This window comes from Agrobacterium sp. D14, from assembly GCF_001526505.1.
Lineage (GTDB): Bacteria > Pseudomonadota > Alphaproteobacteria > Rhizobiales > Rhizobiaceae > Agrobacterium > Agrobacterium leguminum.
This window is the reverse complement of the sequence record NZ_ASXX01000008.1, coordinates 149,634-174,555: the sequence shown is the minus strand read 5'-3', so window position 1 is coordinate 174,555 and position 24,922 is coordinate 149,634. Positions and strand designations below refer to the sequence as shown.

19 protein-coding genes and 4 pseudogenes are annotated in these 24,922 nt (G+C 61.7%); 13 read left to right on the top strand and 10 right to left on the bottom strand.

What is annotated here, in order from left to right:
- Positions 1-114 precede the first annotated feature (114 nt).
- The 7 genes and pseudogenes from traA to L901_RS07220 all read left to right on the top strand — a co-directional run bounded on the left by traA (position 115) and on the right by L901_RS07220 (position 9,105).
- Positions 115-4,752, top strand: coding sequence for a Ti-type conjugative transfer relaxase TraA (gene traA, locus L901_RS07255; RefSeq protein ID WP_059754932.1), 4,638 nt, complete (start codon positions 115-117; stop codon positions 4,750-4,752).
- A 29-nt stretch (positions 4,753-4,781) separates the two neighbouring features.
- Entirely contained in the window at positions 4,782-5,051 is a 270-nt protein-coding gene (locus L901_RS07250; protein WP_245289600.1) for a hypothetical protein, read from the top strand.
- Between the two features lie 94 nt (positions 5,052-5,145).
- A pseudogene (locus tag L901_RS27625) lies at positions 5,146-5,557 on the top strand (zeta toxin family protein).
- Between the two features lie 421 nt (positions 5,558-5,978).
- A pseudogene (locus tag L901_RS27615) lies at positions 5,979-6,701 on the top strand (transposase); the annotation flags it as partial.
- 702 nt (positions 6,702-7,403) lie between these two features.
- Entirely contained in the window at positions 7,404-7,799 is a 396-nt protein-coding gene (locus tag L901_RS07230; protein ID WP_059755063.1) for a VOC family protein, read from the top strand.
- 93 nt (positions 7,800-7,892) lie between these two features.
- Complete coding sequence (locus L901_RS07225) at positions 7,893-8,234, top strand: YciI family protein (RefSeq protein ID WP_059754921.1); 342 nt, start codon at positions 7,893-7,895, stop codon at positions 8,232-8,234.
- A 37-nt stretch (positions 8,235-8,271) separates the two neighbouring features.
- Positions 8,272-9,105 carry an AraC family transcriptional regulator gene (locus L901_RS07220; protein ID WP_059754919.1) on the top strand — a complete coding sequence of 278 codons (834 nt, stop codon included), beginning with the start codon at positions 8,272-8,274 and terminating at the stop codon, positions 9,103-9,105.
- An 84-nt stretch (positions 9,106-9,189) separates the two neighbouring features.
- Here L901_RS07220 and L901_RS27910 read toward each other — a convergent pair whose 3' ends face one another.
- Together L901_RS27910 and L901_RS27905 are read right to left on the bottom strand one after the other, a co-directional pair.
- Complete coding sequence (locus L901_RS27910; protein WP_082710529.1) at positions 9,190-9,351, bottom strand: ClpX C4-type zinc finger protein; 162 nt, start codon at positions 9,349-9,351, stop codon at positions 9,190-9,192.
- 56 nt (positions 9,352-9,407) lie between these two features.
- A pseudogene (locus L901_RS27905) lies at positions 9,408-9,527 on the bottom strand (ClpX C4-type zinc finger protein); the annotation flags it as partial.
- Between the two features lie 577 nt (positions 9,528-10,104).
- On the opposite strand from L901_RS27905, the gene L901_RS07215 reads away from it, so the two are divergent.
- From L901_RS07215 to L901_RS07200, 4 genes are all read left to right on the top strand, one after another.
- A complete protein-coding gene (locus L901_RS07215) occupies positions 10,105-10,779 on the top strand; it encodes a hypothetical protein (protein ID WP_059754916.1) in 675 nt (224 codons plus the stop codon).
- Complete coding sequence (locus L901_RS07210; RefSeq protein ID WP_059754913.1) at positions 10,764-10,985, top strand: hypothetical protein; 222 nt, start codon at positions 10,764-10,766, stop codon at positions 10,983-10,985. The genes L901_RS07215 and L901_RS07210 overlap by 16 nt, the downstream gene beginning before the upstream one ends.
- Positions 10,986-11,017: 32 nt before the next feature.
- Positions 11,018-11,431, top strand: coding sequence for an MAPEG family protein (locus L901_RS07205; protein ID WP_059754911.1), 414 nt, complete (start codon positions 11,018-11,020; stop codon positions 11,429-11,431).
- A 138-nt stretch (positions 11,432-11,569) separates the two neighbouring features.
- On the top strand, positions 11,570-11,992 hold the full coding sequence (locus L901_RS07200) for a class I SAM-dependent methyltransferase (protein WP_059754908.1): 423 nt from the start codon (positions 11,570-11,572) through the stop codon (positions 11,990-11,992).
- Between the two features lie 236 nt (positions 11,993-12,228).
- On the opposite strand, the gene L901_RS07195 is transcribed toward L901_RS07200, so the two are convergent.
- The 8 genes from L901_RS07195 to L901_RS07160 form a co-directional block, all read right to left on the bottom strand.
- Entirely contained in the window at positions 12,229-12,993 is a 765-nt protein-coding gene (locus L901_RS07195; RefSeq protein ID WP_059754905.1) for an SDR family oxidoreductase, read from the bottom strand.
- Between the two features lie 115 nt (positions 12,994-13,108).
- The gene (locus tag L901_RS07190; RefSeq protein ID WP_059754893.1) at positions 13,109-13,819 is read right to left on the bottom strand and encodes a glyoxalase superfamily protein; all 711 of its coding nucleotides are present in this window, start codon (positions 13,817-13,819) and stop codon (positions 13,109-13,111) included.
- A gap of 229 nt (positions 13,820-14,048) precedes the next feature.
- Positions 14,049-14,696 (bottom strand): hypothetical protein, encoded by a 648-nt coding sequence (locus L901_RS07185; protein WP_059754891.1) that lies wholly within the window; start codon positions 14,694-14,696, stop codon positions 14,049-14,051.
- Positions 14,689-16,071: an amidohydrolase family protein gene (locus L901_RS07180; RefSeq protein ID WP_059754888.1), complete on the bottom strand. Its 1,383-nt coding sequence runs from the start codon at positions 16,069-16,071 to the stop codon at positions 14,689-14,691. The genes L901_RS07185 and L901_RS07180 overlap by 8 nt, the downstream gene beginning before the upstream one ends.
- A gap of 93 nt (positions 16,072-16,164) precedes the next feature.
- Complete coding sequence (locus tag L901_RS07175) at positions 16,165-19,287, bottom strand: efflux RND transporter permease subunit (RefSeq protein ID WP_059754886.1); 3,123 nt, start codon at positions 19,285-19,287, stop codon at positions 16,165-16,167.
- On the bottom strand, positions 19,284-20,510 hold the full coding sequence (locus L901_RS07170; RefSeq protein WP_183044072.1) for an efflux RND transporter periplasmic adaptor subunit: 1,227 nt from the start codon (positions 20,508-20,510) through the stop codon (positions 19,284-19,286). The genes L901_RS07175 and L901_RS07170 overlap by 4 nt, the downstream gene beginning before the upstream one ends.
- Before the next feature lie 55 nt (positions 20,511-20,565).
- The gene (locus L901_RS07165) at positions 20,566-21,762 is read right to left on the bottom strand and encodes an MFS transporter (RefSeq protein WP_183044073.1); all 1,197 of its coding nucleotides are present in this window, start codon (positions 21,760-21,762) and stop codon (positions 20,566-20,568) included.
- A 35-nt stretch (positions 21,763-21,797) separates the two neighbouring features.
- Positions 21,798-22,394, bottom strand: coding sequence for a TetR/AcrR family transcriptional regulator (locus L901_RS07160; protein WP_059754879.1), 597 nt, complete (start codon positions 22,392-22,394; stop codon positions 21,798-21,800).
- A gap of 180 nt (positions 22,395-22,574) precedes the next feature.
- Here L901_RS07160 and L901_RS07155 point away from each other — a divergent pair, with 180 nt between their 5' ends.
- Both L901_RS07155 and L901_RS07145 read left to right on the top strand, forming a co-directional pair.
- A complete protein-coding gene (locus tag L901_RS07155) occupies positions 22,575-22,796 on the top strand; it encodes a hypothetical protein (protein WP_147401459.1) in 222 nt (73 codons plus the stop codon).
- 268 nt (positions 22,797-23,064) lie between these two features.
- Positions 23,065-24,079 (top strand): annotated as a pseudogene (locus L901_RS07145) (IS110 family transposase).
- The last annotated feature ends 843 nt before the right edge of the window (positions 24,080-24,922 follow it).

Below are 24,922 nucleotides of genomic sequence, written 5' to 3'. Positions count from 1 at the left end.
GGAATTCCGGCTTGGGCCGTCTTCCGGAAAAGCGGCATGGCCTTGGCAGGCCATCGGTTTGAGGGCGCAATATACGTCGCTTGCGCGACGTGCTTGGAAGGTCAGGAGACGGCATTGGCGATCATGTTCGTCAGAGCGCAGGTGATCAGCAGGGGAGCGGGACGCAGCATCGTCTCGGCTGCCGCCTATCGTCATCGCGCCCGGATGATGGACGAGCAGGCCGGCACGTCCTTCAGCTATCAGGGCGGGGCATCCGAGCTCGTGCATGAGGAGCTGGCGCTGCCGGATCAAATCCCCGCCTGGCTGAACACGGCCGTCAACGGCAAAACCGTGGCTGCGGCCAGCGAGGCTCTCTGGAACGCGGTCGATGCCTTCGAGACGCGGGCGGATGCGCAGCTTGCCCGTGAGCTGATCATCGCCCTGCCGGAAGAGCTGACGCGGGCGGAGAATATCGCCCTGGTCCGTGAGTTCGTCACGGACAGTCTTACGTCGAAAGGTATGGTCGCCGATTGGGTATTCCACGACAAAGACGGCAATCCGCACATCCATCTGATGACGACGCTCAGGCCGCTGACGGAGGAGGGGTTCGGGCCGAAGAAGGTGGCGGTATTGGGCGAGGACGGAGAACCGCTGCGTGTCGTCACGCCCGACCGGCCGAACGGTAAGATCGTCTACAAGATCTGGGCCGGCGACAAGGAAACGATGAAGGCATGGAAGATCGCCTGGGCGGGAACGGCCAATCGACATCTAGCCCTTGCGGGACATGATATCCGCCTCGACGGTCGCTCCTATGCCGAACAGGGCCTCGACGGCATCGCGCAGAAACACCTCGGGCCGGAAAAGGCAGCACTCGCCCGGAAGGGCATTGAGATGTATTTCGCGCCGGCCGATCTCGCCCGTCGGCAGGAAATGGCCGACCGGCTGCTGGCCGAACCGGAGCTTCTGCTGAAGCAGCTCGCCAACGAACGATCCACTTTCGACGAGCGCGATATCGCCAAGGCGCTGCATCGCTATGTCGACGATCCCACCGATTTCGCCAATATACGCGCGCGGCTGATGACTTCCGACGATCTCGTGCTGCTGAAGCCGCAGCGGATTGACGATCAGAGCGGAAAGGTCGCAGAGCCCGCTGTCTTCACCACGCGCGAAATCCTGCGCATCGAATTTGACATGGCGCAGTCGGCAGAGGTCTTGTCGAAGCGAACCGGCTTCGGCGTTGCCGATGCCAAGATTGCCGCCGCCGTGCGACAGGTGGAAACGGCCGATCCAGAAAAGCCTTTCAAGCTCGATGCGGAACAGGTCGATGCCGTCAGGCATGTCACCGGTGAGAACGCCGTCGCCGCAGTCGTCGGTCTTGCTGGTGCGGGGAAGTCGACGCTGCTGGCCGCGGCCCGCGTTGCCTGGGAAAGGGACGATCGCCGGGTTTTCGGCGCAGCGCTTGCCGGTAAGGCAGCAGAAGGACTTGAAGACAGTTCCGGCATCAAGTCACGCACGCTCGCCTCCTGGGAACTGGCGTGGGCGAACGGAAGGGATCTTGTCGGAAGGGGCAACGTCTTCGTCATCGACGAGGCCGGTATGGTGTCATCACAGCAGATGGCGCGGGTGCTCAAGGTCCTGGAGGAGGCCGGCGCGAAAGCCGTTTTGGTCGGCGACGCCATGCAGCTTCAGCCGATCCAGGCGGGCGCAGCGTTCCGCGCGATCAGCGACCGGATCGGCTTTACCGAACTTGCGGGCGTGCGCCGCCAGCGCGAGGAGTGGGCGCGCGAAGCTTCGCGCCTGTTCGCGCGTGGCGAGGTGGAAAAGGGTCTTGATGCCTATGCCGCACATGGCCGCCTTGTCGAAAGCGAAACGCGCGACGAGATCATCGGCCGCATGGTTTCCGATTGGGCGGATGCGCGGCGTGCCCTCGTTCAGGCATCCCGGAATGAGGAATACGGAACTCGCCTTCGCGGGGACGAGTTGCTCGTCCTCGCCCACACCAACGATGACGTTCGCAAGCTGAACGAAGCCCTGCGCAAGGTGATGATCGATGACGGCGCGCTGACCGGCGCGCGCGAGTTCCATACGGCGCGTGGGGCGCGTGCGTTCGCCGCGGGCGACCGCATCATCTTCCTTGAGAATGCCCGGTTCCTTGAACCGCGGGCACGTCGTCTGGGCCCGCAATACGTCAAGAACGGCATGCTCGGGACGATCGTTGCGACCGGCGACAAACGTGCCGGTCCGCTTCTTTCGGTGCGTCTCGACAACGGCCGCGACGTCGTTATCAGCGAGGACAGTTATCGCAATGTCGATCACGGTTATGCGGCGACCATTCATAAATCTCAAGGGGTAACCGTCGAGCGGACTTTCGTGCTGGCCACCGGTATGATGGACCAGCATCTGACCTATGTGTCGATGACGCGTCATCGCGACCGGGCCGATCTCTATGCGGCCAAGGAAGATTTCCAGCCAAAGCTGGAATGGGGCAGGGCGGCACGCGCCGATCATGCCGCGGGTGTCACCGGCGAGCTCGTGGAAACCGGTCTTGCGAAATTCCGGCCTAGTGATGAAGACGCGGACGAAAGTCCTTATGCTGACATGAAGACCGACGACGGAGCCGTCCACCGTCTCTGGGGCGTGAGCCTGCCGAAGGCGCTGGAAGAGGGCGGCGTCTCGGAAGGCGACACCGTGACGCTGCGCAAGGACGGCGTCGAACGGGTCACGGTCACCGTGCCTGTCATCGACGAGAAAACGGGGAACAAGAGTTTCGAGGAACGGACGGTTGACCGGAATGTCTGGACTGCGGAACTGAGGGAAACGGCCGACGTCCGTCGAGAGCGGATCGAGCGCGAGAGCCACCGGCCCGAATTGTTCAAACAGCTTGTCGAGCGTCTTGGCCGATCCGGCGCGAAGACGACGACGCTCGATTTCGAGAGCGAGGAAGGCTACCAGGGGCATGCCCGCGACTTTGCAAGGCGGCGCGGTATCGACGCGCTCGCCGGGGTTGCGGCCGGAATGGAGGAGGGCGTTTCCCGGCGGCTGGCGTGGATTGCGGAAAAGCGAGGGGAGGTAGCGAGGCTCTGGGAGCGGGCAAGCGTCGCGCTTGGTTTTGCTATCGAACGGGAACGCAGCATCTCCTACAATGAGGCACCGGCGGCGACTGTCGCGGCGGATATCCCGGTCGGTGGCTACCATCTGATCCCGCCCACCACCACGTTCACCCGCAGCGTCGAGCAGGATGCCCGCCGTGCGCAGCTTTTGTCCGAACGCTGGAAGGAGCGGGAGGCCATTCTGCGGCCGGTTCTCGAGAAGGTCTATCGCGATCCGGATGCGGCGCTGATCCGCTTGAATGCGCTCGCTTCGAATTCCGCGATCGAGCCCCGCAAGCTCGCCGACGATCTCGCGATGGCGCCGAACCGTCTCGGTCGCCTGCGCGGGTTTGATCTCATAGTCGACGGACGGGCGGCACGCGATGAACGGACCGCAGCGATGGCGGCACTCAATGACTTGGTGCCGCTGGCACGCGCGCACGCGACGGAGTTCCGCAGGAATGAGGATCGCTTCCAGGATCGCGAGAAGACCCGCCGCGCCCATATGTCCTTGTCGATCCCGGCGATTTCGAAGCGGGCGATGGCGCGCCTCGTCGAGATCGAGGCCGTGCGCAAGCAGGGCGGTGAGGATGCCTACAAGACCGCATTCTCTTTCACCGTCGAGGATCGAGAGATCGTTCAAGAGGTGAAGGCGGCGAGCGACGCGCTGAACGCTCGTTTCGGCTGGAGCGCCTTCACCGCGAAGGCCGATGCGACCGCCGAGCGCAATGTTGCTGAGCGTATGCCGGAAGACTTGACCGATGACCGCCGCGAAAAGCTGGTGCGCCTGTTCGAGGTTATCAGGCGCTTCATCGACGAGCAGCATCTTGCCGAGAAACAGGATCGATCAAAGATCGTCGCCGGCGCGAGTGTCGAGGCCGGAAAGGAGAGCCTAGCCATGCTTCCCATGCTCGCCGCCGTCACCGAGTTCAAGACGCCGGTGGAAGAAGAAGCCCGCACGCGGGCGCTCGTCGTCCCGCATTATCGGCATCATCGTGCCGCGCTTGCCGAGACGGCCGGGCGTATCTGGCGCGATCCCACCGGCGCCGCGGGCAAGATCGAGGATCTGATCGTGAAGGGCATCGCCAGCGAGCGGATTGCGGCGGCGGTCACAAATGATCCCGCCGCCTATGGTGCGCTGCGCGGTTCCGATCGCATCATGGACAAGTTGCTCGCCGTCGGCCGGGAGCGGAAAGACGCGCTCCAGGCTGTGCCTGAAGCCGCCAGCAGGGTTCGCTCGCTCGGCGCATCCTGGGCCAGTGCTTTCGATGCGGAGAGCCAGGCGATCAGGGAAGAACGTCGGCGCATGTCCGTTGCAATTCCCGGTCTGTCACCGGCGGCCGAAGGAGCTCTTCTCGACCTCGTCGCCGACCTGAAGAAGCAGAAACAAGAAAAGGCAAAGAGTTCCAGGATCGAGACCGCCGCTCGCTCCCTCGATCCTGACATCGCCCGAGAGTTCGCCGCTGTCAGCCGGGCGCTCAACGAGCGCTTTGGCAGAAACGCGATCCTGCGCGGCGAGACGGATGTCATCAATCGCGTCTCGCCGGCGCAGCGCCGCGCCTTCGAGGCGATGCGGGAGCGCCTGCAGGTCGTACAGCAAACTGTGCGGACGCACGGCAGCCAGGAGATCATATCCGAGCGCCAGCGCCGTGCCATCGATCGCGCCCGCGGTCTCATTCGATAGCCAGGTTTTTGGAGAGCGAAAGGAAGCAGATGACAGAGCAGGAGACGTCCTACGACCCGATCGTTCGAACAGAGATCGCCATCGAGATCCTCAACCAGGCGCGGGCCATCGTCACCGCCCGCGTCTACGAGCTTGAGGACACGGATCTGGCGGCTGCCGAAGCGCTGCGCCAGCGACGTCGCGATCTCATCAATGTTCAGCAGCGCCTTCCCCCGATGACCGTGATGCTGTCGAGAACGTCATCGGGGTCTGGGGACCGCGCGGTGCAGGACGAGACCCGCTTCTGGGCGGAGTTCTGATCATGGCCGAGGATCAGGCGTCCGGCCCGCTCTCGCCGGAGAGGAACGAGAGCATTTTCCGCAATGACACCTTCCCGATTATCTGCCGACGACAATGACGCTGGCAGAGCGGCCGCGCCTTATCGTGCTCGGCGGCCAGCCGGGCGCCGGCAAGACGGACGTGCTGATCGCCAGCCATGCGGAGCTTGAACAATCTGGCTCGGCGATCGGCATCGCCGGCGACGATCTCAGGTCCTTCCATCCGGGATCCGGAGACTGCCTCGCAGTTCACGCAAGTGGACGCTGGGCGATGGGCGGAAAAACTGCTGGCGGCGGCGACCGAGCGCAAGGTGAACATCGTCTTCGAGACGACGATGCGCACCCCCCGAAAACGTCGCTCGTGTCATAGGGATGGCGCGCGAGGCTGGCTACCTGTTTACGCAACACCGCGAGGCCGACGGCGAAGACGCACGGCGGGCGCGGACTATCTTCCAGCGCCAAGCCGATGCGCTCAGCCTGGTCGTTGAGCTCTACGACAATGCCCTGCGCGATCACGAGCGCGGGCCGATCGGCAATGTCGAGACTCACGCCGTCGAGTGTCTTTCACAGAGCTACATGGCGCTGAGGCTTGTCAAGGCGGCGAGCGATCTTGGTCTTGTGCCAGAAGAGGGGAGGATTGTTGCGACGCGTGCCATGGTCCAGCAAAAGCGCGCGAGCGGCGAGTTTCCGGCAGCCCATCGGTTACCGGCCGATCTTGCCGTCGAGACATCGGACGGACTACGCAGGCGTCTAACGGACTATTTTGGTGCCGCGCTTTATCGCGTGGCCATCGACCGGGACGTGTTCAGCTCAACGGATCGCATATCGCGTCTCGCCAATGTCACGAATTCCTGGATGGAGACCGCTGGTATGCGTAGTGCTCTTTCGCGAGCCGCGAATAGCGTTTACGGGTCAGGTAAAACGACGAAAGCCTAGCGTTGGCTTATGCTCGAGCTGATCGCCCTATAGGGGAACCGGTCCCCCGATGGTGTGCGTAAGGCGTCATCTCGCCGGTTTCAACGGCCTTCTGCAAGCCGACGGATACACGGCCTAAACCAGCTTGGCAAAAGCCGGCAGCAACGAGGCGGGTCAGCTCGCTGTGTGCTGGGCGCATCTAAGGCGAAAGTTCTATAATTCGCACATCAGCGGCGTTTTGCAAGCTGCAAACGACACGGTCATTACCATGAGCGAACTGTGAAAGGTTGAGGATGAGTGCCACAAAAGGACGCCAACGCTCGCGAGGCACTGCGCTAGAAGAAGTCTGCGGTTATCGTCACCAACCTCTTCGACCTATGGAAAAAGGAACTGCTCAAAATCTCAGGGAAGTCCATGACCGCCGAGGCGATCTGCTATGCGCGCCACCGGCGGCAAGCACTGGAATCATTCCTGGCTGATGGTCGTGTTGAAATCGACGCCAGTATCGTTGAACGGGCCACCGGCCACAAAACAATCACGAGAAAAATCGTTTATTCGCTAGGAAGCGAGGGAGGTGGAAGGACTTGGGAGACACTGGCCACACTTCTTCAGACGTGCAAAATGAACAGTGTCGATCCGATCGCCTGGCTCACTCAGACCCAAAATCGCATCGCTAATGGCAGGCACGTATCTGAACACGAGGCTCTTGTCCCCTGAAACTTCACATCCGACGCTATGGGCTGACCCTATTACGATCCAGCTGAAATTGACTGAAGGTTAGGCCCATGACGGGCTACTGGCAGCTGTATGAGGCTGTCGGGCGGGGTCCGCTACTTCTGGCGGACCGCACGTATGACAACGGCAGGTAAAGACAGGATCTCATAACGCGACGAGCAGTGGCATATATCCATCCCATGTGAAACATGGTCACTACTCCTGCTTTCCGTCCGTGGCTTTAACACAGCGCGACGCCATCGGGAGGTTTAGCAAAGTCAAGCACTTCAGTGCATTCGCAGCATGATGCGACAAACGCGATAACACTTACTCGCATCAATCCAGCGCGATTAAAAATTCGTATCTGGAACAGGTTTAATGCGTCCGTCACCTAGTCTAGTCGATCGTGGTCGAAGTTTTCGGCCCTGCTTTATCGGCGATGTGGACCAAGGCCCAAAATGCGCAGAGCCTTCACAAACCCGCCTTCATCCACTTGAGCAGCCTTCGCCGTTGACGCATGTGCGTGACTTGCCAAATGCAAGTTTATAAACTGAGTACTTGAACTATTAATTATCTTCTGTCATTATTATGTTCATTCTCTCGGTTGGTTGAGTTCCAGAGCGAATGAAAAGCGTGATCGAAATAGCCACGCTGGAGACGGTGCCGCGACGCTGAACTATGGACACCAAAGGGGGAGTGGCTTGCATGCGGCCGAAGTTGAATGGCATCGCTTTCATCCTCCACGTTCAAGACGTGCTGCGGACGGAGCGTTTCTATACGGAACACTTGGGAATCGCCTTTACGCGCAACACTGAGGCGGACGGGTCAGAGTGGCTTCTGGCAAAGATCGGGAATGAGACCGAGATGCTCGTTTTCCCCGGCGATCCCGCACCCGGAAATACCCCAGGTATTGTCTTCGGTATTGCAGAGGGCGGCATTGAGACCGTCGTCGCTGGTCTTGAGGCGGCAAACACGGAAATCGTCTCGCCGGTCGCCATCGCACCTGGTGGGTGGAGTGCCGATTTCAAGGATCCCGATGGCCACACGATGTCGCTCTTTCAGGACGGTTCGCTGCCGAAGACATTGGCTGCGTCAAATTAACGCCAAATGCTCCGAGCCCGAAGGAACGTACCTTTCAGCCGCGGGAGCAAGCCTATTCCGAACACCGTAGTTCAGCTCACAGTGGAGTCCTCCATGCCCCCGATTGACGATGATGACATTCTGACGGTTGCTTACTTTCTCGTGCTGATGTTGCCGGACGACGGCTTTGCGGCCGAGCCTGAGCACCGGGCAGCTCACATCGCGTTCATCGAAACGATGGAAGCCGCTGATGTGGTTCTGCTGGGCGGCGAGCTTGGCTCGCCGGTGGATGGCGCGCAGGCAGCCTACCTGCTGCATGTCTCGTCCCAGGCTGAAGCGGAACAGTGGGCTGCCAAAGACCCTCTCGTCCTCAACAAGGTATGCCAGACGCGCGTCGTTCCTTGGCACCTTGTTGGTATTGCGCCCTCTGCGATCGATCCAACATTCAGGACATGATCCAGCAGAGGGATAATCGTCGAAGATTGCAGGCTTCATGACCGATCATTGCCGCTACGACCAAGCCACTACTAGTTTCGGACTAGTGACGAGGATCGAAGCTTTCTACACCCGGCACAGTTTTCCGCGTCATACGCATGATTATTACGCCTTTGCGATTGTCGACGCTGGCGTCGAGGATTACTTCGCGCGGGGCAGATACCATCTTGTTTCTGGCGCGGACGTCGTGCTGCTCAATCCGGGCGATGTCCATACGGGAGCCGCCTACGACGATCGCGGCTGGAGCTATCGTATGCTGGTCGTGGATCCGGCGCTGATCGAGCAACTGGCGCGGGAGCGCGGCCTGGACTCTGGGCTGGTGTTTTTCAAGACGCCAGTCGTCCGTGACCAAATCGGGCGCACCATGCTCTCGTCGCTGCTGTCGCACGGCATAGAACAGGTGCACCCTTTGGTCCTCGACGAGCAGTTGATCGCTCTTTTCGATCATCTCGCTGAGCATCACGTCAGCAGTCCGCAGGCGTTGACCCCGCCAGGCGGGGCGGACGGGTTACGACGAGTGCGCGACTTCATCGGCGATAACCCGGCGCGCGCGCATTCGCTTGCTGAGCTTGCCGGAATCTCGGGGCTGTCCAGAACCTATCTCGCAACGGCGTTTCGAGACCGATATGGACTTCCCCCCACGGCATTCCTGCTCCAGGAGCGGCTTGCACGGGCCCGGCGGCTCTTGCTGGCGCAGGACAGTTCAATCGCGCACATTGCGGCGGAGGCCGGGTTCTACGACCAGAGCGATCTCAACCGGCATTTCGTGCGCAATTTCGGCATCAGCCCCGGACGTTTGCGCCGCCAACTGCGAACGTCCTCGCGGGCCTGAGCATCCTCCATGAACATGCTTCCGATCCGTACCATGCCAAACAGCGGCGGCCCAATGGCCTGTCGGCTGAGCCCGTTCCGCTCTTCAATCAATCCGCGCAGTCGGTGCCTTCGCCTTCTCGTTGACGATCCGGTTCGCGAGCGCGACGCATTCGCCGCAGATTTGGTGCCCCGAAGCGCTTGTCCTGGGCACCTCCCGGCTCCGCTTGCCGCAAAACGAACAGCGCTGCTTTGACTGTTCATCCAATAGCTCGAAGTGGGAGCCTTCCTTGCGCCCCCTGTGCCCTTGACAGTCAGCGCTGCCGCTTCAATGCACCCGTCGCAGATATAGACGCTGGGGCCGGCAATCAGCTTGCCCACGGAATCCGGCGCCTTCCCACAAAATGAGCAGCCTCGGGCCGCTTCCGCATTGCTGCCGATCAGTCGCTGCCACCAGCTCTGGGGCTTCCACCGATCAACTGGTGGATTCGCTGATGACTTAGCCCAAGAACCTGCGAGATCTTACGGATTGTTGCACCTTCCACGTAAAGCCGACGCACCGAGGTTCCAAAATCTTTCCGGGCTTCGTCCAATCGTTGCTCCGCCTCTTGGAGGTTCGCCTGTGCCGTTTCAGCACTTTGCCGATGGCGAGAATCTTCTACGTGGCGCACCGAAAATCTCTACTGTCTATGACGCTAGACACAATGGCTACTGCCGACCGAGCGCTTCTGTCAAAAGGCGCGCTGTGCGCGGCCGCGGCGCGGCCCCTCGGATGGGGGTACGATGCGTGCGCGACGTCATCGGCGATAACTCCATGCGCGGCAACTGCGAACGTCTTCGCGCACCTGAACATCCTCCAAGAAACCTGCATCCGATCCGTGCCATGCCAAGCCCCGTGAAGCGGACAGGGGGAGGACGCAATATTGAAGGCATTACTGGCTGGCCTTAGCGCGGGCGCTCTCTGGGGCTCGCTTTCGTCGCTCCTGATCTTGTGCGCCCGGCGACCCCGGTCCAACTGACCGTGCTGCGATATCTGGTCTTCGGGCTGTCCTCGGCCGTCGTCCTGGTGGTACTCCCGTTCGGCGGTTGGCGATGGGTCGCCAAGCGATACTGGAAGCGGTTGCTGTTCCTGGCTCTGACCGGCAACACGCTCTATTATCTTTTGCTGTCGGAAGCGGTTCAGCGCTCCGGCTCGATCCTCCCCGCGATGATCATCGGCATCCTCCCGGTCGTCATCGCCATCGTAGGCGGCATTCGACAGCCAGCCTTCCATCTCGGGCGGTTCATCGTCCCGGTCGGCCTGATCCTCGTGGGTTTATTCCTTCATATACATGAGGGCGCGGGTGAGGTGGGCTTCGCATCCGGCACAATTCCCTGGATCGGGATCGCCTGCGCTGTAACGGCGCTATTGAGCTGGACGGTGTATGGCATCCTCAATGCCGAAACGCTTGCAGCGGACACGAGCATCAACGCGGCGGCTTGGACCGCCCTGAACGGTGTGGCGACACTCGTGACACTGGGGCCGATGATCTTGTTGATGCACGGTGCCGATACTGGGCTTTGGCTGGGCGGCGCGCTCGGATCGCCGGCGCTGCTGTTCTGGGCTCTGTGCCTTGGCCTTCTCTCCTCCTGGGTCGCGACATGGCTTTGGAACATTGCCAGCGGCCGCGTCCAGAGGAATTGCTGGGCTATCTGATCGTCTCCGAAACCGTATTCGGCGTCATCTTCGCGCTCATGGTCGAACGGCGCACTCCGACCCTGATGGAGGTTCTCGGTCTGGCCGCACTGATGGTCGGCGTTCTCTTGGGCATCCGGGCCGTGGCGAAAGCCAACGCAGCTCTGGAGCCCAGAACTCCCGTGCCGTCGCAAGAAGCGAATATTGCGTGCCCGCGGCAGCAGTGACGAGACCGGGCAGGCAATTTTAGGAGCAGAGTATGCAACTGGCTATCGCATCGGAAGAAATCGCAGTCCTCGGATGGAGCGTCGCATTCTTGCTGGCACATGTGCTGATACAGGCCGTATCGCTCGATCTTGCGGGCGACTTGAGCATCAAATATCTGCTCGGACCGCGCGATGAGCAGCGTCAAACAGCCAGCGTGCTGGCGGGCCGACTGCAACGCGCCCTGCACAATTTTCTAGAGACCTATCCCGCATTCATCGCCCTGGCATTGGCGCTTGCAGTTACTGGCAAGGTCGGTGGTATCGGTGGAAATGGCGCCTGGGTTTGGCTCATCGCAAGATTGGCCTACCTCGGCCTTTACGTGACAGGCGTTCCGGTGCTGCGAACGATTGTCTGGTTCATCTCGATGCTTGGCATCGTGCTTATGCTGATTGAGTTGATGACATGAGACGGGGCCGGCTCGGCAACGCGCATTCTCTTGTCCAACTCTCCCGAGCCGGCTCTCCACCAATCGCCATTCATCTGCCGCCATGGAAGCTTAATCTGAACTCATCAACATCGGGGAGAAAAAGGTACTGGATGTCGGATGCGGAGAGGGTCGGTTCTGCCGTCTATTGGCATCCCGAGGGTTAGCCACCATCGCATCGATCCCGCTGAATCATTGATACGCGAAGCCAGGCGGCTCGACCCGGAGGGAGACTATCGTACCGATGGCGCAGAGCGGTTGCCCTTTGAAGACGGGGTGCTTGAGCTTGTCGTGGCATACCTTAGCCTCATCGACATCGCCGACGTGAAGCAGGCAATCAACGAAATGAACCGGGTGCTTTGGCCTGGTGGCCATCTACTGATAGCCAACCTCAATAGCTTCTGGAGCGCCGCCCATCCCACAGGTTGGCGGAACGACGCCGATGGCCATCCGCGTTTTATGATCGACCACTATATGGATGAACGCCCCCGACTTGATTGGCTGGGGCAAGCTTCGTGTCCTGAACTGGCACCGGCCGCTTAGCACGTACATATCGCTCTTGCTCGAGGCGGGTCTGCAATTGCGTTACTTCGATGAACCATTGCCGCAAGGCGGTGACGCGGCACAGTTAAAAAGCGCCCGCAGAGTGCCCGCATTTCTCGTCACGGACTGGGAAAAGCCCTAGGCGGAAGCAGCTCAACAAACAAATATATGTGGGGCTGCGTCCAGCCGGACTGGTTTGCCGCGGTAGTCCTCAGCGTTGATGCTTACATGAGCGTTCACGCTAAGGCCGACGGTGGTGGGAATAGTCCACCGTCGTCCGTTCCAATCTCGATGCTCAGCGAGACATGGCGAGGTCGCGTGAGGGCGAAGATGGTCGCTTCGACGACATCGCGGCTGGTCCCGCGCTGTCCTTTTTGGCGGGTGACTGCAGCATCCCAGTCCGGCTGATCTGGAATTGCATCGTCAAGGTAAGGTGGATTGATCAGGAGCGCACGTATTGGCGTACCTGCAAAGGTTTGCCGGAAGCCATCTGCAAGCGCTACCTGGCCTCGCTTTGCAGCGTAGAATGGCACCGAAACGCCCTGGAGCGCCGCGTTAGGCAGTCCGCTTATGGAGCCGATGATGACGACGTCGGGCGCGTCCGATGAGACCAAAAGGGGGCGAAGTCCCTGCGTGAGCAGAAAGGTGCCCGTCAAGGCCGCGTTGATTACGCCGAGCACTTCGGTGTCGTCATAGGGGCTAGCGGAGGCGCCTAGCCACATGGCGCCGTTGTTGATCAGTACGTCAATCCGGGGCTTCAGCGTTCCAATTTGATCGATAGCCTGCCCGATATTTTCGATGTTGACCAAGTCCAGGGAGATTAGCTCGGGCCTCTTGCCAGTGCGCGCGAACACTGCGTTCGCAACTGCCTCCAGGCCGGAGATGTGCCGGCCACAAAGCACAAGCTCGCAGCCCCTGTCCGCCAGAGACAGCGCAAAGGCAGCGCCCAGGCCGCGCCCGGCTCCAGTGATGACAACGATCTTTCCAGTGAGTTCCTGCATTTCTACGTCTAATTGTCCTGTGTTGAAAAAGCTGTCGCATCTTGGTTCCGGGACCACCGATGCTAAGATCAGCAGGCGCGAGAAATCAGTCGCGCCTGCTGAGTTTACCAGACTGTTACGGCGTTTGGTCGAAGCTGAGATTGGCCGGCTGTTCAAGATGAAGGCGATCGCCGGTCGTACCCACATCTGTGGTCACGGCTTCGAAAGAGACATCCCGTGCTCTGATGTTTCCAAACCCATGCAGCAGGATTCCATAGTGGATGCTCGCCGCTGTGGCCGGGACATCGAGAACGATCTCGCGCTCCGTCCACTCCGAGGTCCCTTGAAGAGCGCCGTTTTTCCGGTCGATCATGTTGTCGAATGCCAGCACCGCACCGGCCGCGTCATCGACCCGGAGCCAGATCGAGCCGGCATCCGCGTCCTCCGTTCGGAGGGCTGCGGCGAGCCGGACTCGTTTGCCGCGGTAGCCTTCAGCGCTGATGCTTTGCATGAGCGTTGCGAAGTCCTCCTCGCCGGCGCCAACGCCGGAAGACCGACCACGACTGCAGGCGATCAACGCGGTGCCGGGTTCTGCTGGGTCCAGACCGATCCGATAGAAGCGGTGGGCGGTGTTGTCGTTGGCGAGCCAGTTGACAGGAACTTCAAGTGTGGCCTCGTCTTTGCCGGCAACCGCGCCGATCCTGGCGGCCAGGATGTTCCAGTTCGCAACTCCGAACTGTCGCGCGACGATTTCGAGCGCTTCGCTGTGCGACAATTCCACCTTTCGTTCGGCCATTGTCTGCCGAAGCGTTTTGGCCATCGTCTTGGCGTCGAGAAAATTCTGCATGGTTAGATCCTCTTGATGAAGGCGATCTCGGTGTGAGTGTCAGTGCTCGCATTGCCGACGGATCGCCCGATAAGAAGGTCAAACCGTTGATTGTCGTGCATTCACCATCCCCAGAGGGGTGCGAGCGGCCGGTTGCACGAACCGATTTCAGAATACCAGCGCAGGTCTCTTTTCCAATCGAGGGTGCGATGCGTAGTGGAATTTTTCTGTCGTCCTTCATCGTCATCGATCACGTGAAGCTGCAGAAGAAATAGCTGCCACCAAGCCTGCGGCATCTCACGAGATCGCCGCCGAAGAGGCTGATGATACTTTTCCGCGCGCCGCCGTTGCCCGATACGGGATCGAATGGAGCCGCATTCACGACATCCTGGGACGGGTCGAAAACAATGCCCGACCAGTTGTCCAGTATCCCCTCCGGGTTGAAGGCGACGCGCAATGGCGGTCCACGATCGGCGATAAAAGTGATGCCGCGCTCGCTCTGATGCTTCCCGTCGGCGCGATCGCGATGACCGGCTTCGAGCGAAGCTATGATTGCTTCGTATTGGGTGCGGTTGCTCAAGAGCCGCAGCCAGGCGCCTGTGAGGGAGCCCATGGAAAAGGTAGGCGTGCTTAAGGCCAACAGAGTGAAAGCCAGAACTGGAGCGGTGGCGATGTCGAGGATGCGGCTGCGGACGGGGCGGCCTGGTTTCCTGGCAAGCTTGATGCCGCGCCACAGGAACACCGTGGTCCCGGCAAGCAGGGCGATGAACAGGGCCGGCAAAGCCAGGACTATGATGAACCCAACCAGCGCTCCACCCAGGCTTGCGGAGACGCCAAAGCCGAAGCTCATTGCGAGTAGGGCAATGAATACCAATGCGAGGCGCGCCCGATCAGTCATGCGTTCGCCCGCCTGATAGTTCAGCCCTGCGATAGGCGTTGGAAACGCGTTCCCGGAGCGCCAGGAGATCCGACTGCGGGAACCAGCGGCCATTGGCCATGACCCCGACTGGGCGCGAAAGGGTGCTCAGGTCGTCGAGGGGGTTGGTCGCGGTGACGATCAAGTCGGCGCGGCTGCCGACGGCGATGGTCCCAAAGGGCGGCAGTTGAGGATGGGCCCCCGCAATGAAGATGCCGGGATTACGGGTCGCGGTCGCCAGCGCGTCGAAACGGCTGAGACCAGCCGCCTCTAGTGCAAGCAGGTTCTCGTGAAGGGCAAATCCCGGAACAAGGCCCGGGATGTCGGGGGAGTCGGTGCCTGACAGCAGATGGACACCGGCAGCGTTCATGCGGTGGACGAAGATATCCAGAAACCTGCGGCGCGCGTCGAGAGATCCGGACCGGCGCGCATATCCCGACGATGCCCAGGACACCCGGTAACCGGGCGCAAGATAGCGGGCCTCGGGCGATGCGAGATATTGCTCGACGACCTCCGGCCGGCCCCACTGCCGGGTGATGGCGCCATAGGTTACGAGGTCGGCAACGACGAAGGCCTCGTGACGGCGAACGAGAGCGATCGCTGCGGGGATGTCCCTGACATCCGGCGCGGCATTCGCATCGGCCTGATCCGGGGTGGGGAAGAAGGTGTAAAAGAACTCTTCGGCGTGCGCGACCAGCAGCTGGCCGGCCTCGAGTTGGCGGGCGAGGCCGACGCTGGTTATGCCGTGTCCCACGATCGGAATCTTCGCCGCGGCCGCCGCAGTCACTATGGCCCCAAACGCCTCCGGCGAAAGGTTGTTGTAGAACTTGATGAAGTCGTAGCCGTTGGCCTTGGCGACCTGGACGGTCGCTCGAGCGTCCTCGGCGGTCGCCACGACCAGATGCCCGTACTGGGGCGAGCCGTCGATGGCCAGTGCTGCGAAAACGCGCGGTCCCGGTACGTCTCCGCGTGACACGGCCGCGCGTGTTCTGCCGACGAAGCTGTTTCGGGCCTCACCCATGTTGAGCATGGTGGTCACGCCCAAGGACAGTTGCACTGCCAGGTCATTGGCCCCGTCGACGTGATTGTGCATGTCGGCCAGCCCGGGCGACAACCTGGCGCCGCGTCCATCGATGGTGCGGGCGCCAGCCGGAATCTCGACAGCGCGCCCGATCGCGATGATCGTCCCGTCGCGCACGAGCACCGTTTGCCCGGTCAGAACGCGCTCCCGATCCATGGGAACGACGTTGACGTTGGTGAAGGCGATGACTGCCGGCGTCGTGGCGTTCGCTCTGGCAGTTCCGGGCAGAACACAAAGCAAGGCCAAAACACAGGCGCAAAGGCGTCCAAAGGTCATTGTGGATCTCCGAGTCATGAGGCGATTGCACTGCCTTCCGATAGGAAGGCCCGCGGCGTGCGTGACGGACCGGCTGGAGCCGAAACCAGGAACTCAGTCATGGGCCACGTTCCCTTCTCCGGCTCGCATCCGTCGAAGCGCGTCACGCCGATCCGCGTCGGTGACTGATGTCAGCTTGGCCAGCGATCGGCCCAGGCGCTGACGCAGGTCGTCCATGAAGGTGAAGCCAACGGGCACGACGATCAGGCTGAGCAAGGTCGAGGTGACAAGGCCACCGATGACGGCGATCGCCATGGGCGCTCGGAAGCCGGCGTCTTCTCCCAGGCCGATTGCCGCCGGGATCATGCCGGCCGCCATCGCGATCGTGGTCATCACGATCGGCCGGACGCGCTCAGCGCCGGTCTCGATCAGCGCCTGATGGCGGTCCATGCCGGCGGCTCGCTTCTCGATCGCGAAATCGACAAGCAGGATCGAGTTCTTGGTGACGATGCCCATCAGCATGAGCAGCCCGATCACGGCAGGCAGATCGAGGGCGCCGCCATAGAGAAGCAACGCACCGAGGGCTCCGCCGATCGACAGTGGCAGCGCCAGGAGGATGGTGAGCGGCTGGAGGAAATCACGGAACAGGACGACGAGAACGGCCAGCACCATCAGGATGCCGAGCGCCATGGCCAGGCCAAAGCTCGTGAACATCTCCTCAATGTACTCCGCCTCTCCATAGGCGATCTGCTGAACCCCGGCGGGAAGAGATTTCATCGCGGCAAGCGCATTGATCTGCTCGAGCGCCTCGCCAACCGCAATGCCGTCGAGATCGGCGCTGATCGTGATCCGCCGTAGGCGATCCATGCGGTTGATCGCACCTGGGCCCTCCGACAAGCTGACATCGGCAACGGCGATAAGGGGAACAGTCTCGCCGGTCCCTGTCTCGACACGCAACTTTTCGATCTGGTCCAGGTCAGCGCGCGCGGTCGGGTCTATCCTGACCCGGATCGGCAGTTGGCGAGTGTCCAGGTTGAACTTGGCGAGGCCGGCGTCGATATCGCCAATGGTCGCGATCCGAACCATGTCGGCGATCGAGGCCGTGGTCACGCCCAGGCGGGCAGCTTCCGCAGGCCGAGGAACGATGCGCAACTCGGTTTGCGAGAGCGGTTCGTCGGTCTGGACGTTACGCAGACCGGGCATGGCCGACATCTGACCGACGACCGATTGGACGGCCTGATTCAGGGTCTCGGGGTTCTCGCCAGCCAGAATGATCTGGATGTCGCGCGGCGCGCTTTCGGCCTGAAAGGAGAAACGCAGATTTGGGACCGTCGCAATCAGCGGCGTGACTGCCCGTTCGAAGGCTTTCTGGGAGAGCCCGCGCTCTTCGAGAGGCTTGAGGCGGATGACGAGGCTGGCGCGGCGCACTTCGGCGATGCCGTCGCTGTTTTGGCCGCCGGCGACCGAGAAAACCGCATCTACGTCGTCGCGTTCCAGCAGCCGGCCGGTGATCTGTTGGATGGCCGTGTCAGTATCGCTGACGGACGCGCCGGGGGGCAGTTCGATCGTCAGACGTGACAGATTCCTGTCACTGGTGGGAATGAACCCTGAGGGAAGGAGCGGCAGCAGCATGAACGAGCCGACAAGGAGGGCGCCGGCGATGCCTGCCGTCATGCGACGATGGCGAAGCGCGAGCTCGAGCAGCCAAAGGTAGCGTCGCGTCAATCCTGATCGCCGCGCGGCGTGCCCAGCTGCCGGCTTTGGCCGGAGCAGATAAGCCGCCATGAGTGGGGTCACGAGGCGCGCGACCGCGAGGGAAACCAGGACAGCCACCGCTACCGTGACCCCGAACTGGGTGAAGTATTTGCCGACCACGCCACCGATGAAACTCACGGGCAGGAAAACCGCGACGATGGTCGCGGTGATCGCGACGACGGCGAAACCGATAGCGTCGGCGGCGTCGATTGCGGCATGGTAAGGCCGCTTGCCGCGATGCAGATGGGTGTCGATATTCTCCACCTCGACGATCGCATCATCGACCAGGATGCCGACGACGAGGGTCAGCGCCAGGAGCGTGATGCTGTTCAAGGTGAAACCAAATATCTGCATTGCTGCGAATGTCGGCAGGATCGACAACGGCATCGCGACGGCGGCGATCAGGGTGGCGCGCCAGTCGCGCAGGAAGACGAAAACGACGACCAGGGTGAGCAGTCCGCCTTCGAGCAGGGCCTCCATCGCGGCGTGATAGCTTCCTCGCGTGTAGTCGACGGTTGAAGCGATCTCGATGATCTCGACACCGGGATTGGCGGAGCGCAGCGTCGCCAGCCGCGCCTTGACTGCATCCTCGACGACGGTGTCACTGGTATCGCGCGCCCTGAAAACGGCGAAGCCGATGGCCGGCTCACCATTGAGGCGAGCGGTTTCCCGCGTTTCGGCGGGCCCGTCCGAAACGACCGCGAGATTGGCGAGCGCGGTTGATCCACCTTCTGGCAGGGCAATCTGGCGCGCGGCGAGGGCTTCGGTCGAAGACGCGCTGCCGATCGTGCGGATCGACTGCTCTTGCGCGTAAAGCGTGCTTCTGCCCGCCGGGACATTGGCGTTGGTCGCCTGAAGCTGTGCGTTCACCTGACGCGCTGTGATGCGGTAGGCGGCGAGCTGGTCCGGGTCGAGGATGATGTTGATCTCGCGAGTGACGCCTCCGAGGCGCGTTACCCGCTGCACGCCGGGCGTAGAGAGGAGTGCGCGAGAGACGGTGTCGTCGATGAACCAGGACAGTTCTGTCGCCGACAGGTTCGGCGCGCGCACCGCGTAGTGAAGAATGGCGCCGCCTTCCACGTCCAGCCGGTTTACGACCGGTTCCTGGATGTCCCGCGGCAGATTCGGGCGCAGCTGCGTTACGGCATCGCGAACGTCGGTGGTGGCCCGGTCGCTGTTGACGGTGAGGTGGAATTCGACCGTAGTCACGGCCACGCCGTCGCTGATCGACGACTGGATGTGGCGAACGCCGGGAATGCCTGTGCCCGCGCCCTCGATCTTGCGCGTCACCAGTGTTTCGAGCTCGGCCGGGGTGGCGCTCGGCTGGGCGACGGTGACGGTGACCACCGGGAAGTCGACGCGTGGATTGGCGTTGACCGGCAACCTCAGGAACGCGGACAAGCCGGCGATCGCCAGAGCGACGAAGACGACAATCACCGGGATCGGATGCCGGATGGCCCAGGAGGACATGCCATGTTTCATGGCCGGGCCTCCACATTCGCCACGGCGGTCTGCGGCACCGGAACGACGATGCTTCCGGGTTTGAGGAAGGCCCCGGCTGTCGCGACGATACGATCGCCAGCGGCAAGACCATCCCTGACTTCCACATAGCCCGCGAACCGGAGCCCAAGGCGGATCGGCCTGACTGCGACCCGGTCGTGCTCCTCAACGCGCAGGACCGAGCTGGCGCCGTTGGCGGCCGTCCTGATCGCAGAGAGCGGAATGGCCACCTGCACTGCGCGGCGGTCCAGTACGGCCTGGCCCGTCGCGAAGGCGCCCGCGCGAAGATCGTTGCGCCGCGGCAGTTGGACATGGACGATGCCGATCCGGCTGCGTTCGCCGATCTTGGGTTCGATGAGGCGGATACGTCCTTCAACGGGAGCAGCGAGACCGTTGACCCGGAGCGTCACACCTTGTCCGACGACCAAGCCGATCAGGTCCCGTTCCGGAATCTCCGCGAGGAGCTCCAGATCGTTGTTGGCGATGACCTGGAACAGCGGGGTGGAGGCGTTGGCTAGCGCACCGATCCTGGCGGTACGTGCTGAGATCACGCCGGCGACCGGGGCCTTGATGACGGTACGGGCCAAGTCGATTTCGGCTTCCGAGAGCTGTGCCCTGGCCGAGGCGATATCGGCTTGTGCGGTTTGAACGGCCGCGGTCGCCCGCAATGCGGTGGCCCGCTTGGCATCCGCTTCCTGCCTGCTGACGACGCTCGCTCCGGCCAGGGATTCGACCCGCCTGAGGTTGGTCTGAGCCTCATCGTTGGCGGCGGTCGCATCGGCCAGGGATGCCTGTGCTTTCAGGAGCGTGGCGCGTGCCTGCTCGAGGCGTGCCGTGAGCGATCTGGCGTCGAGCCGCGCAAGAACGTCTCCAGCCGCGACCTGATCGCCGATCTCGGCGTAGATCTGCGAAATCGCCTGGTCCGACAGCGTGGTGCCGATTGCAACCTCGTTCACTGCGGCAATGACACCGCTGAGCGAAATCTCATGGACCATGTCCCGCCGTCCGGCAGTGACGACGGTGACGTGCGGCAGCGTGGGTTGAGCCGCGGCGGTCTTGTTCCCGTGCGAGGGTTCCGGAGACAGAACAGCGACAACAGCCGCTAGGCCGATTGCCCCGACAATGCAGAGCATGAGGACGATGTGGCGGCGTTTCGATCGCGCGCTCGGCGACGGGCCGGGATCCGGGGGTGAATCTTGGGTCATGATAATGCGAACTCTGGAATGTGGATGGGCGGCTGAGAACAGGCAGGGGGACCGCCTAAGGGGGGCCATCGCCAGGGCTGCGCGAGATCCGCGCCAGGTCGGGGCTGAAAGTGGCAATCAGCCATAAGAGGGCGAGCAGCGCGGAAAAGCCGGCGAGGACCGGAGTGACGCCCCAGAGATCGACAAAGACGCCTGCGACCAACGCCATGAGCGGTGTCGCCACCAGCGCAGCGGCTGTCGATGCACCGATCACACTGGCGCGGATCGAGGCGGGCGCGCGGCGCATGACGATCGTGCGCACCAGTGGTGCGAGCGCGCCCGTGGCGAGGCCAAGGATCGCGCCCGCGACAAATAGCGGAAGCCCGGCGCTCGCCACCGTCATGAGGCCGAGACCGACGGATGTCCCGGAAAGGCTGACAAGGACGATCAGGCGACGATCAAGGCGCGGACCCCAGCGCGCAAAGCCCAAAGCCGCGATCGCGGCGGCGCAGCCTGCGACAGTGAGGAAGGCGCCGAGATCAAGCGCTGTCTTGCCGGCGCCGCCGAACAGGGCCGGCATGACCACTGCGGTGAGCCCGCCAAAGACGGCGACCACCGCCATCGACAGGATGAGCAAGAGCCGCAATCCAGGGTCGCCGATGAGGAAGCGGGCTCCGTCCAGAAAGCCGACGGACTGGCCGTTGCCCGTCCGGGACCGTTTCGGGAACGACAGCCAGGCGAGGATCGCGGCAACCAAAGAGCAGGATGCGGTCATGAACAGCGCGGGGGCGATCCCGAAAAGGGCGATCACGACGCCGGCCATCGGTGGTCCGAGGATCGTGGCGCCATTCTCGATCAACTCGTCGATGGCGGTCACGCGTTCGAGCGGGACACCGGCGAGCCGCGCGAGTTCGGGATAGCGGCCGTCGCTCGCGGCCATGCCGGGGCCGTCGATGAGGGCGCCGAGCGCGGACAGCCCTATGACAATGCCGATCGATAGATGCCCTGTCAGGAACAGCAGCGGGATGGCTGCCACACTGATGGCGCTGACCATGTCGGCCGTCACCACCATTGGGCGCGAACCCAGGCGCTCGATCAGCGGTCCGCCAAAGAGCGACCCGATCACCAGTGCGCTCATGCTGGCGGCGGCTGTGACACCCATCCATGTCGCGCTGCCCGTGAGCGACAGGATGAACCACGGCAAGGTCAAGCCGGCGATGGCGTTCCCGAAGATCGATAAGCCGCCTGCCGCCATCACGCCATACAGGGGCAAACGTCTCCGCAATGATAGGCTCGCGCCGTTGCGGGTCATGGCGCGAGAAAGCGTTTGACGAGCCGGACGAGGATATCGTGGTGCGTCTTGGGGTCGAAGGGGCGGCCGAGGACGACATGACCGATCGCGCCTTCGGCGATAGCAATCAACCAGAGCGCGGCTTTCTCGAAATCAAGCTCGCGGTCGACCGTACCCTGTGCGACGCCGCGTTCCAGGAGCGAGCAGAAGGCGTCGATCATCATCACTTCGTGGTCGACGAACATGGCGGCCACAGCCGGGTTTCGCGTGGCCTCGGTGGCGATTTCCAGGCTGAGGCGAGCGAAGACGGGATCGCCCGACTGAGTCAGCGAGGCATCAAGGATGAACATGATGCCGTCGATCGCATCGGCCTGTGCCTTGGCCTCCTCAAAGGTAACGGCCATGTCGCGACGGTCGTATTCGGCGATCGCTTGCACGATCGCGTCCTTGCTCGGGAAATAATAGAAAAGGTTGCCGGCGCTCATGCCGGCCACCCGGCAGATTTCGGCCGTGGACGTCGCGTGAATTCCCTTTTCCGCGAAGCATTGCATTGCCGCCGCCACCACTTCCTGGCGGCGCGCCTCCTGCCGTTCCGGATCGACCTTGCGCGCCATGGATTCCTCGCTTGAATAATAGTTTGACTAATCAGTCTAGATATATCATTCCTGAGCACCGTCAAGAGATTTTGATGGGACCGGTGCATGGACGGATGGAAGAGATCGAGTAGCGCTGCGTGGTGTGGTCTTGTCACGCTCGGCTTATCCGCCTGCGTGGGCCCGCTATCGCCGCCCGACATGGCGACGCCGTTGCCTTCAGGCTGGGCCAACGCGGACTTTCGTCCATCTGACACGACGCGCGTTCAAACCGCAGTACGCTGGCGCGCCTTCGACGACGCGGATCTCGATCGGCTTGTCCGTCAGGCGCTGGCCCACAACCCCGACATTGCGCAATCGTACTTCAATCTCGAGGCGGCGCGGGCGTCGGACCGGTTTGCCCAGGTCATAGCGACGGGATAGAGCCGGCTCCGGGAAAGCTAGGCTCCGTCGGGCTAGCGGCTGTGTATCCGTTCCGATCGTGTTCCGCAGTTCCATCAATGACAAAGCTATGAGGCACAAATGCGGAGTTTCGAAGCGAATGAACCATCGCGCCGATTCCTTTTATGAGACCAACGCTAGCCGGTGCCTAGAATTCATCAAAAGTGATGGTGTGGAACGGCCCTGCGCACCGGCATCCAGATGCTTAATGTGGTGACACCAAACGCCACAAGACAGAAGGAACCATTCCATGGAGAAGGTTACCACAATCGGACTGGATTTGGCCAAGTCGGTCTTTCAAGTCCACGCCGTCACTGAAGACGGGCGTATAGCCGTCCGACGTGCCTTGCGGCGCTCACAGGTGCGGGATTTTTTCGCCACATCAAGCCGTGTCGTGTAGGTATGGAAGCTTCCGGGAGCGCGCACTATTGGGCCAACGCGATCGGCGAATTCGGCCATGCTGTATGGTTGATGACGCCGGCTTACGTGAAGGCCTACGTCAAACGCAACAAGACCGATGCCGCCGATGCTGAGACGATCTGCGAGGCCGTAACGCGTCCAACGATACGCTTCGTGCACGTCAAGTCGCCGGAGGAGCAAGCCGCCGGGATGGTTTCGAAGACCTGAGAGTTACTCGTGCGTCAACAAAGCCAGACGGCGAATGCGATGCGTGCTCATATGCCGAGCTGGGGATCATCGCCGCGACCGGCATGACTAGTATTGCAAAGCTCGTCGCCATTTTGCGTGACGATCGTTTACCGAACTTGGCCAGAGCTGCGCTTTTGGAGATGGCCGATCAGATCGAAAGTCTGATAGAATGGGTTGAGGTGCTCGACAGTAAGATTGTGGCAGCAGTGAAAGCTGATGATGCCGCACGTTTAACAACCATCCCCGGCGTCGGTCCTATTATCGCGGCGACTGTTCCTGCCCCGGTTCAGGATGCGGCAGCCTTCCGAATAGGGCGGGATTTGGCCGCTTGGATCGGCATCCCGCCAAGAGCGAACTTCAGCGGAGTGAAGGAGCGGCTTGGCAAAATCTCGACGCGCGGCAACAAGCAGTTACGGACTCTACTGATTGCCGGTGCGACATCGATCCTCAAACAGGCTCGCAAAGTTTCAAAGCTGCCTGGTTGGATCGTATCAACCATGGCACGGCGCTCCTACAAAGTGGCAGCCGTGGCCTTAGCGAGCAAGATGGCATGCACGATATGGGCGCTTCTCGTCAAGGGCGGCACATACCAGGCACCGGCGACAGCAGAGGCGTAGGAACAGAATTCCCAACGCCTTTCCGTCGGGATAAAGCGGCAACGTACGAAAGCATAATGAACCCGAGGGGCGATACCTCAATGTCGATCAGACCGTCTGAACGGCATCCAGAGTGAGCCAGCTTCGGGTCAGGAGCCAAGGCTAAGGTGCTACAACCAGCTCACGCAATCAAGGTCGTTGCACCCGCATGACCCGCGCCGCATGGCCCCAGATAAATCAGGACAAGCATCAACCCTGCACCATGGAGCACGACGGCGACAAAAGTTGCGAGTTGCGATGATGGAAATTCTGGCCAGTACCCTGGGATGCCTACCCCAAATTAGCAGAGCTACGCCCAGTGATGCGAGCAACAGACTGACGGCGATCTGTATTTCACGCTGCCAAGTGAGCAGCATCGACGGCAGCCCGAACGGCGAAATGACGATCACAAATGCAAGAGCGTGTCCGAAGCCCCCAATCGATTGCTAAGTTGGCTCCGGGGTAGAGGCCGCTTGCCAGGACCGCGTGCAATAAACTGGACTACGACCACTCTCCGTTCACGGCTTTGCCGAGGTATAGCAGAACGAATCGGTCGAGTAATGCGCGCCTTCAAGGATGATTTGGTGGCTCGTCCAATTTATGGAATTTCCGGTACCGCGAGTTGGTGCGGATAGTCCCACATGCGCAGATTGGGCTAGTGAATCCTGAATCGCCACAAAAGGTCTCTGGCCTCGGCCACGCTGGAGGGAAGGCCAATGCCTCGACCACCTGACTGCTGATCCTCATCACAGGATTGAAGGACTGAGGGGATAATTGGAGAGTCCGCGTTCTCTTACCTTTTGCTTGGGTCTAGCCGCTGGCCTG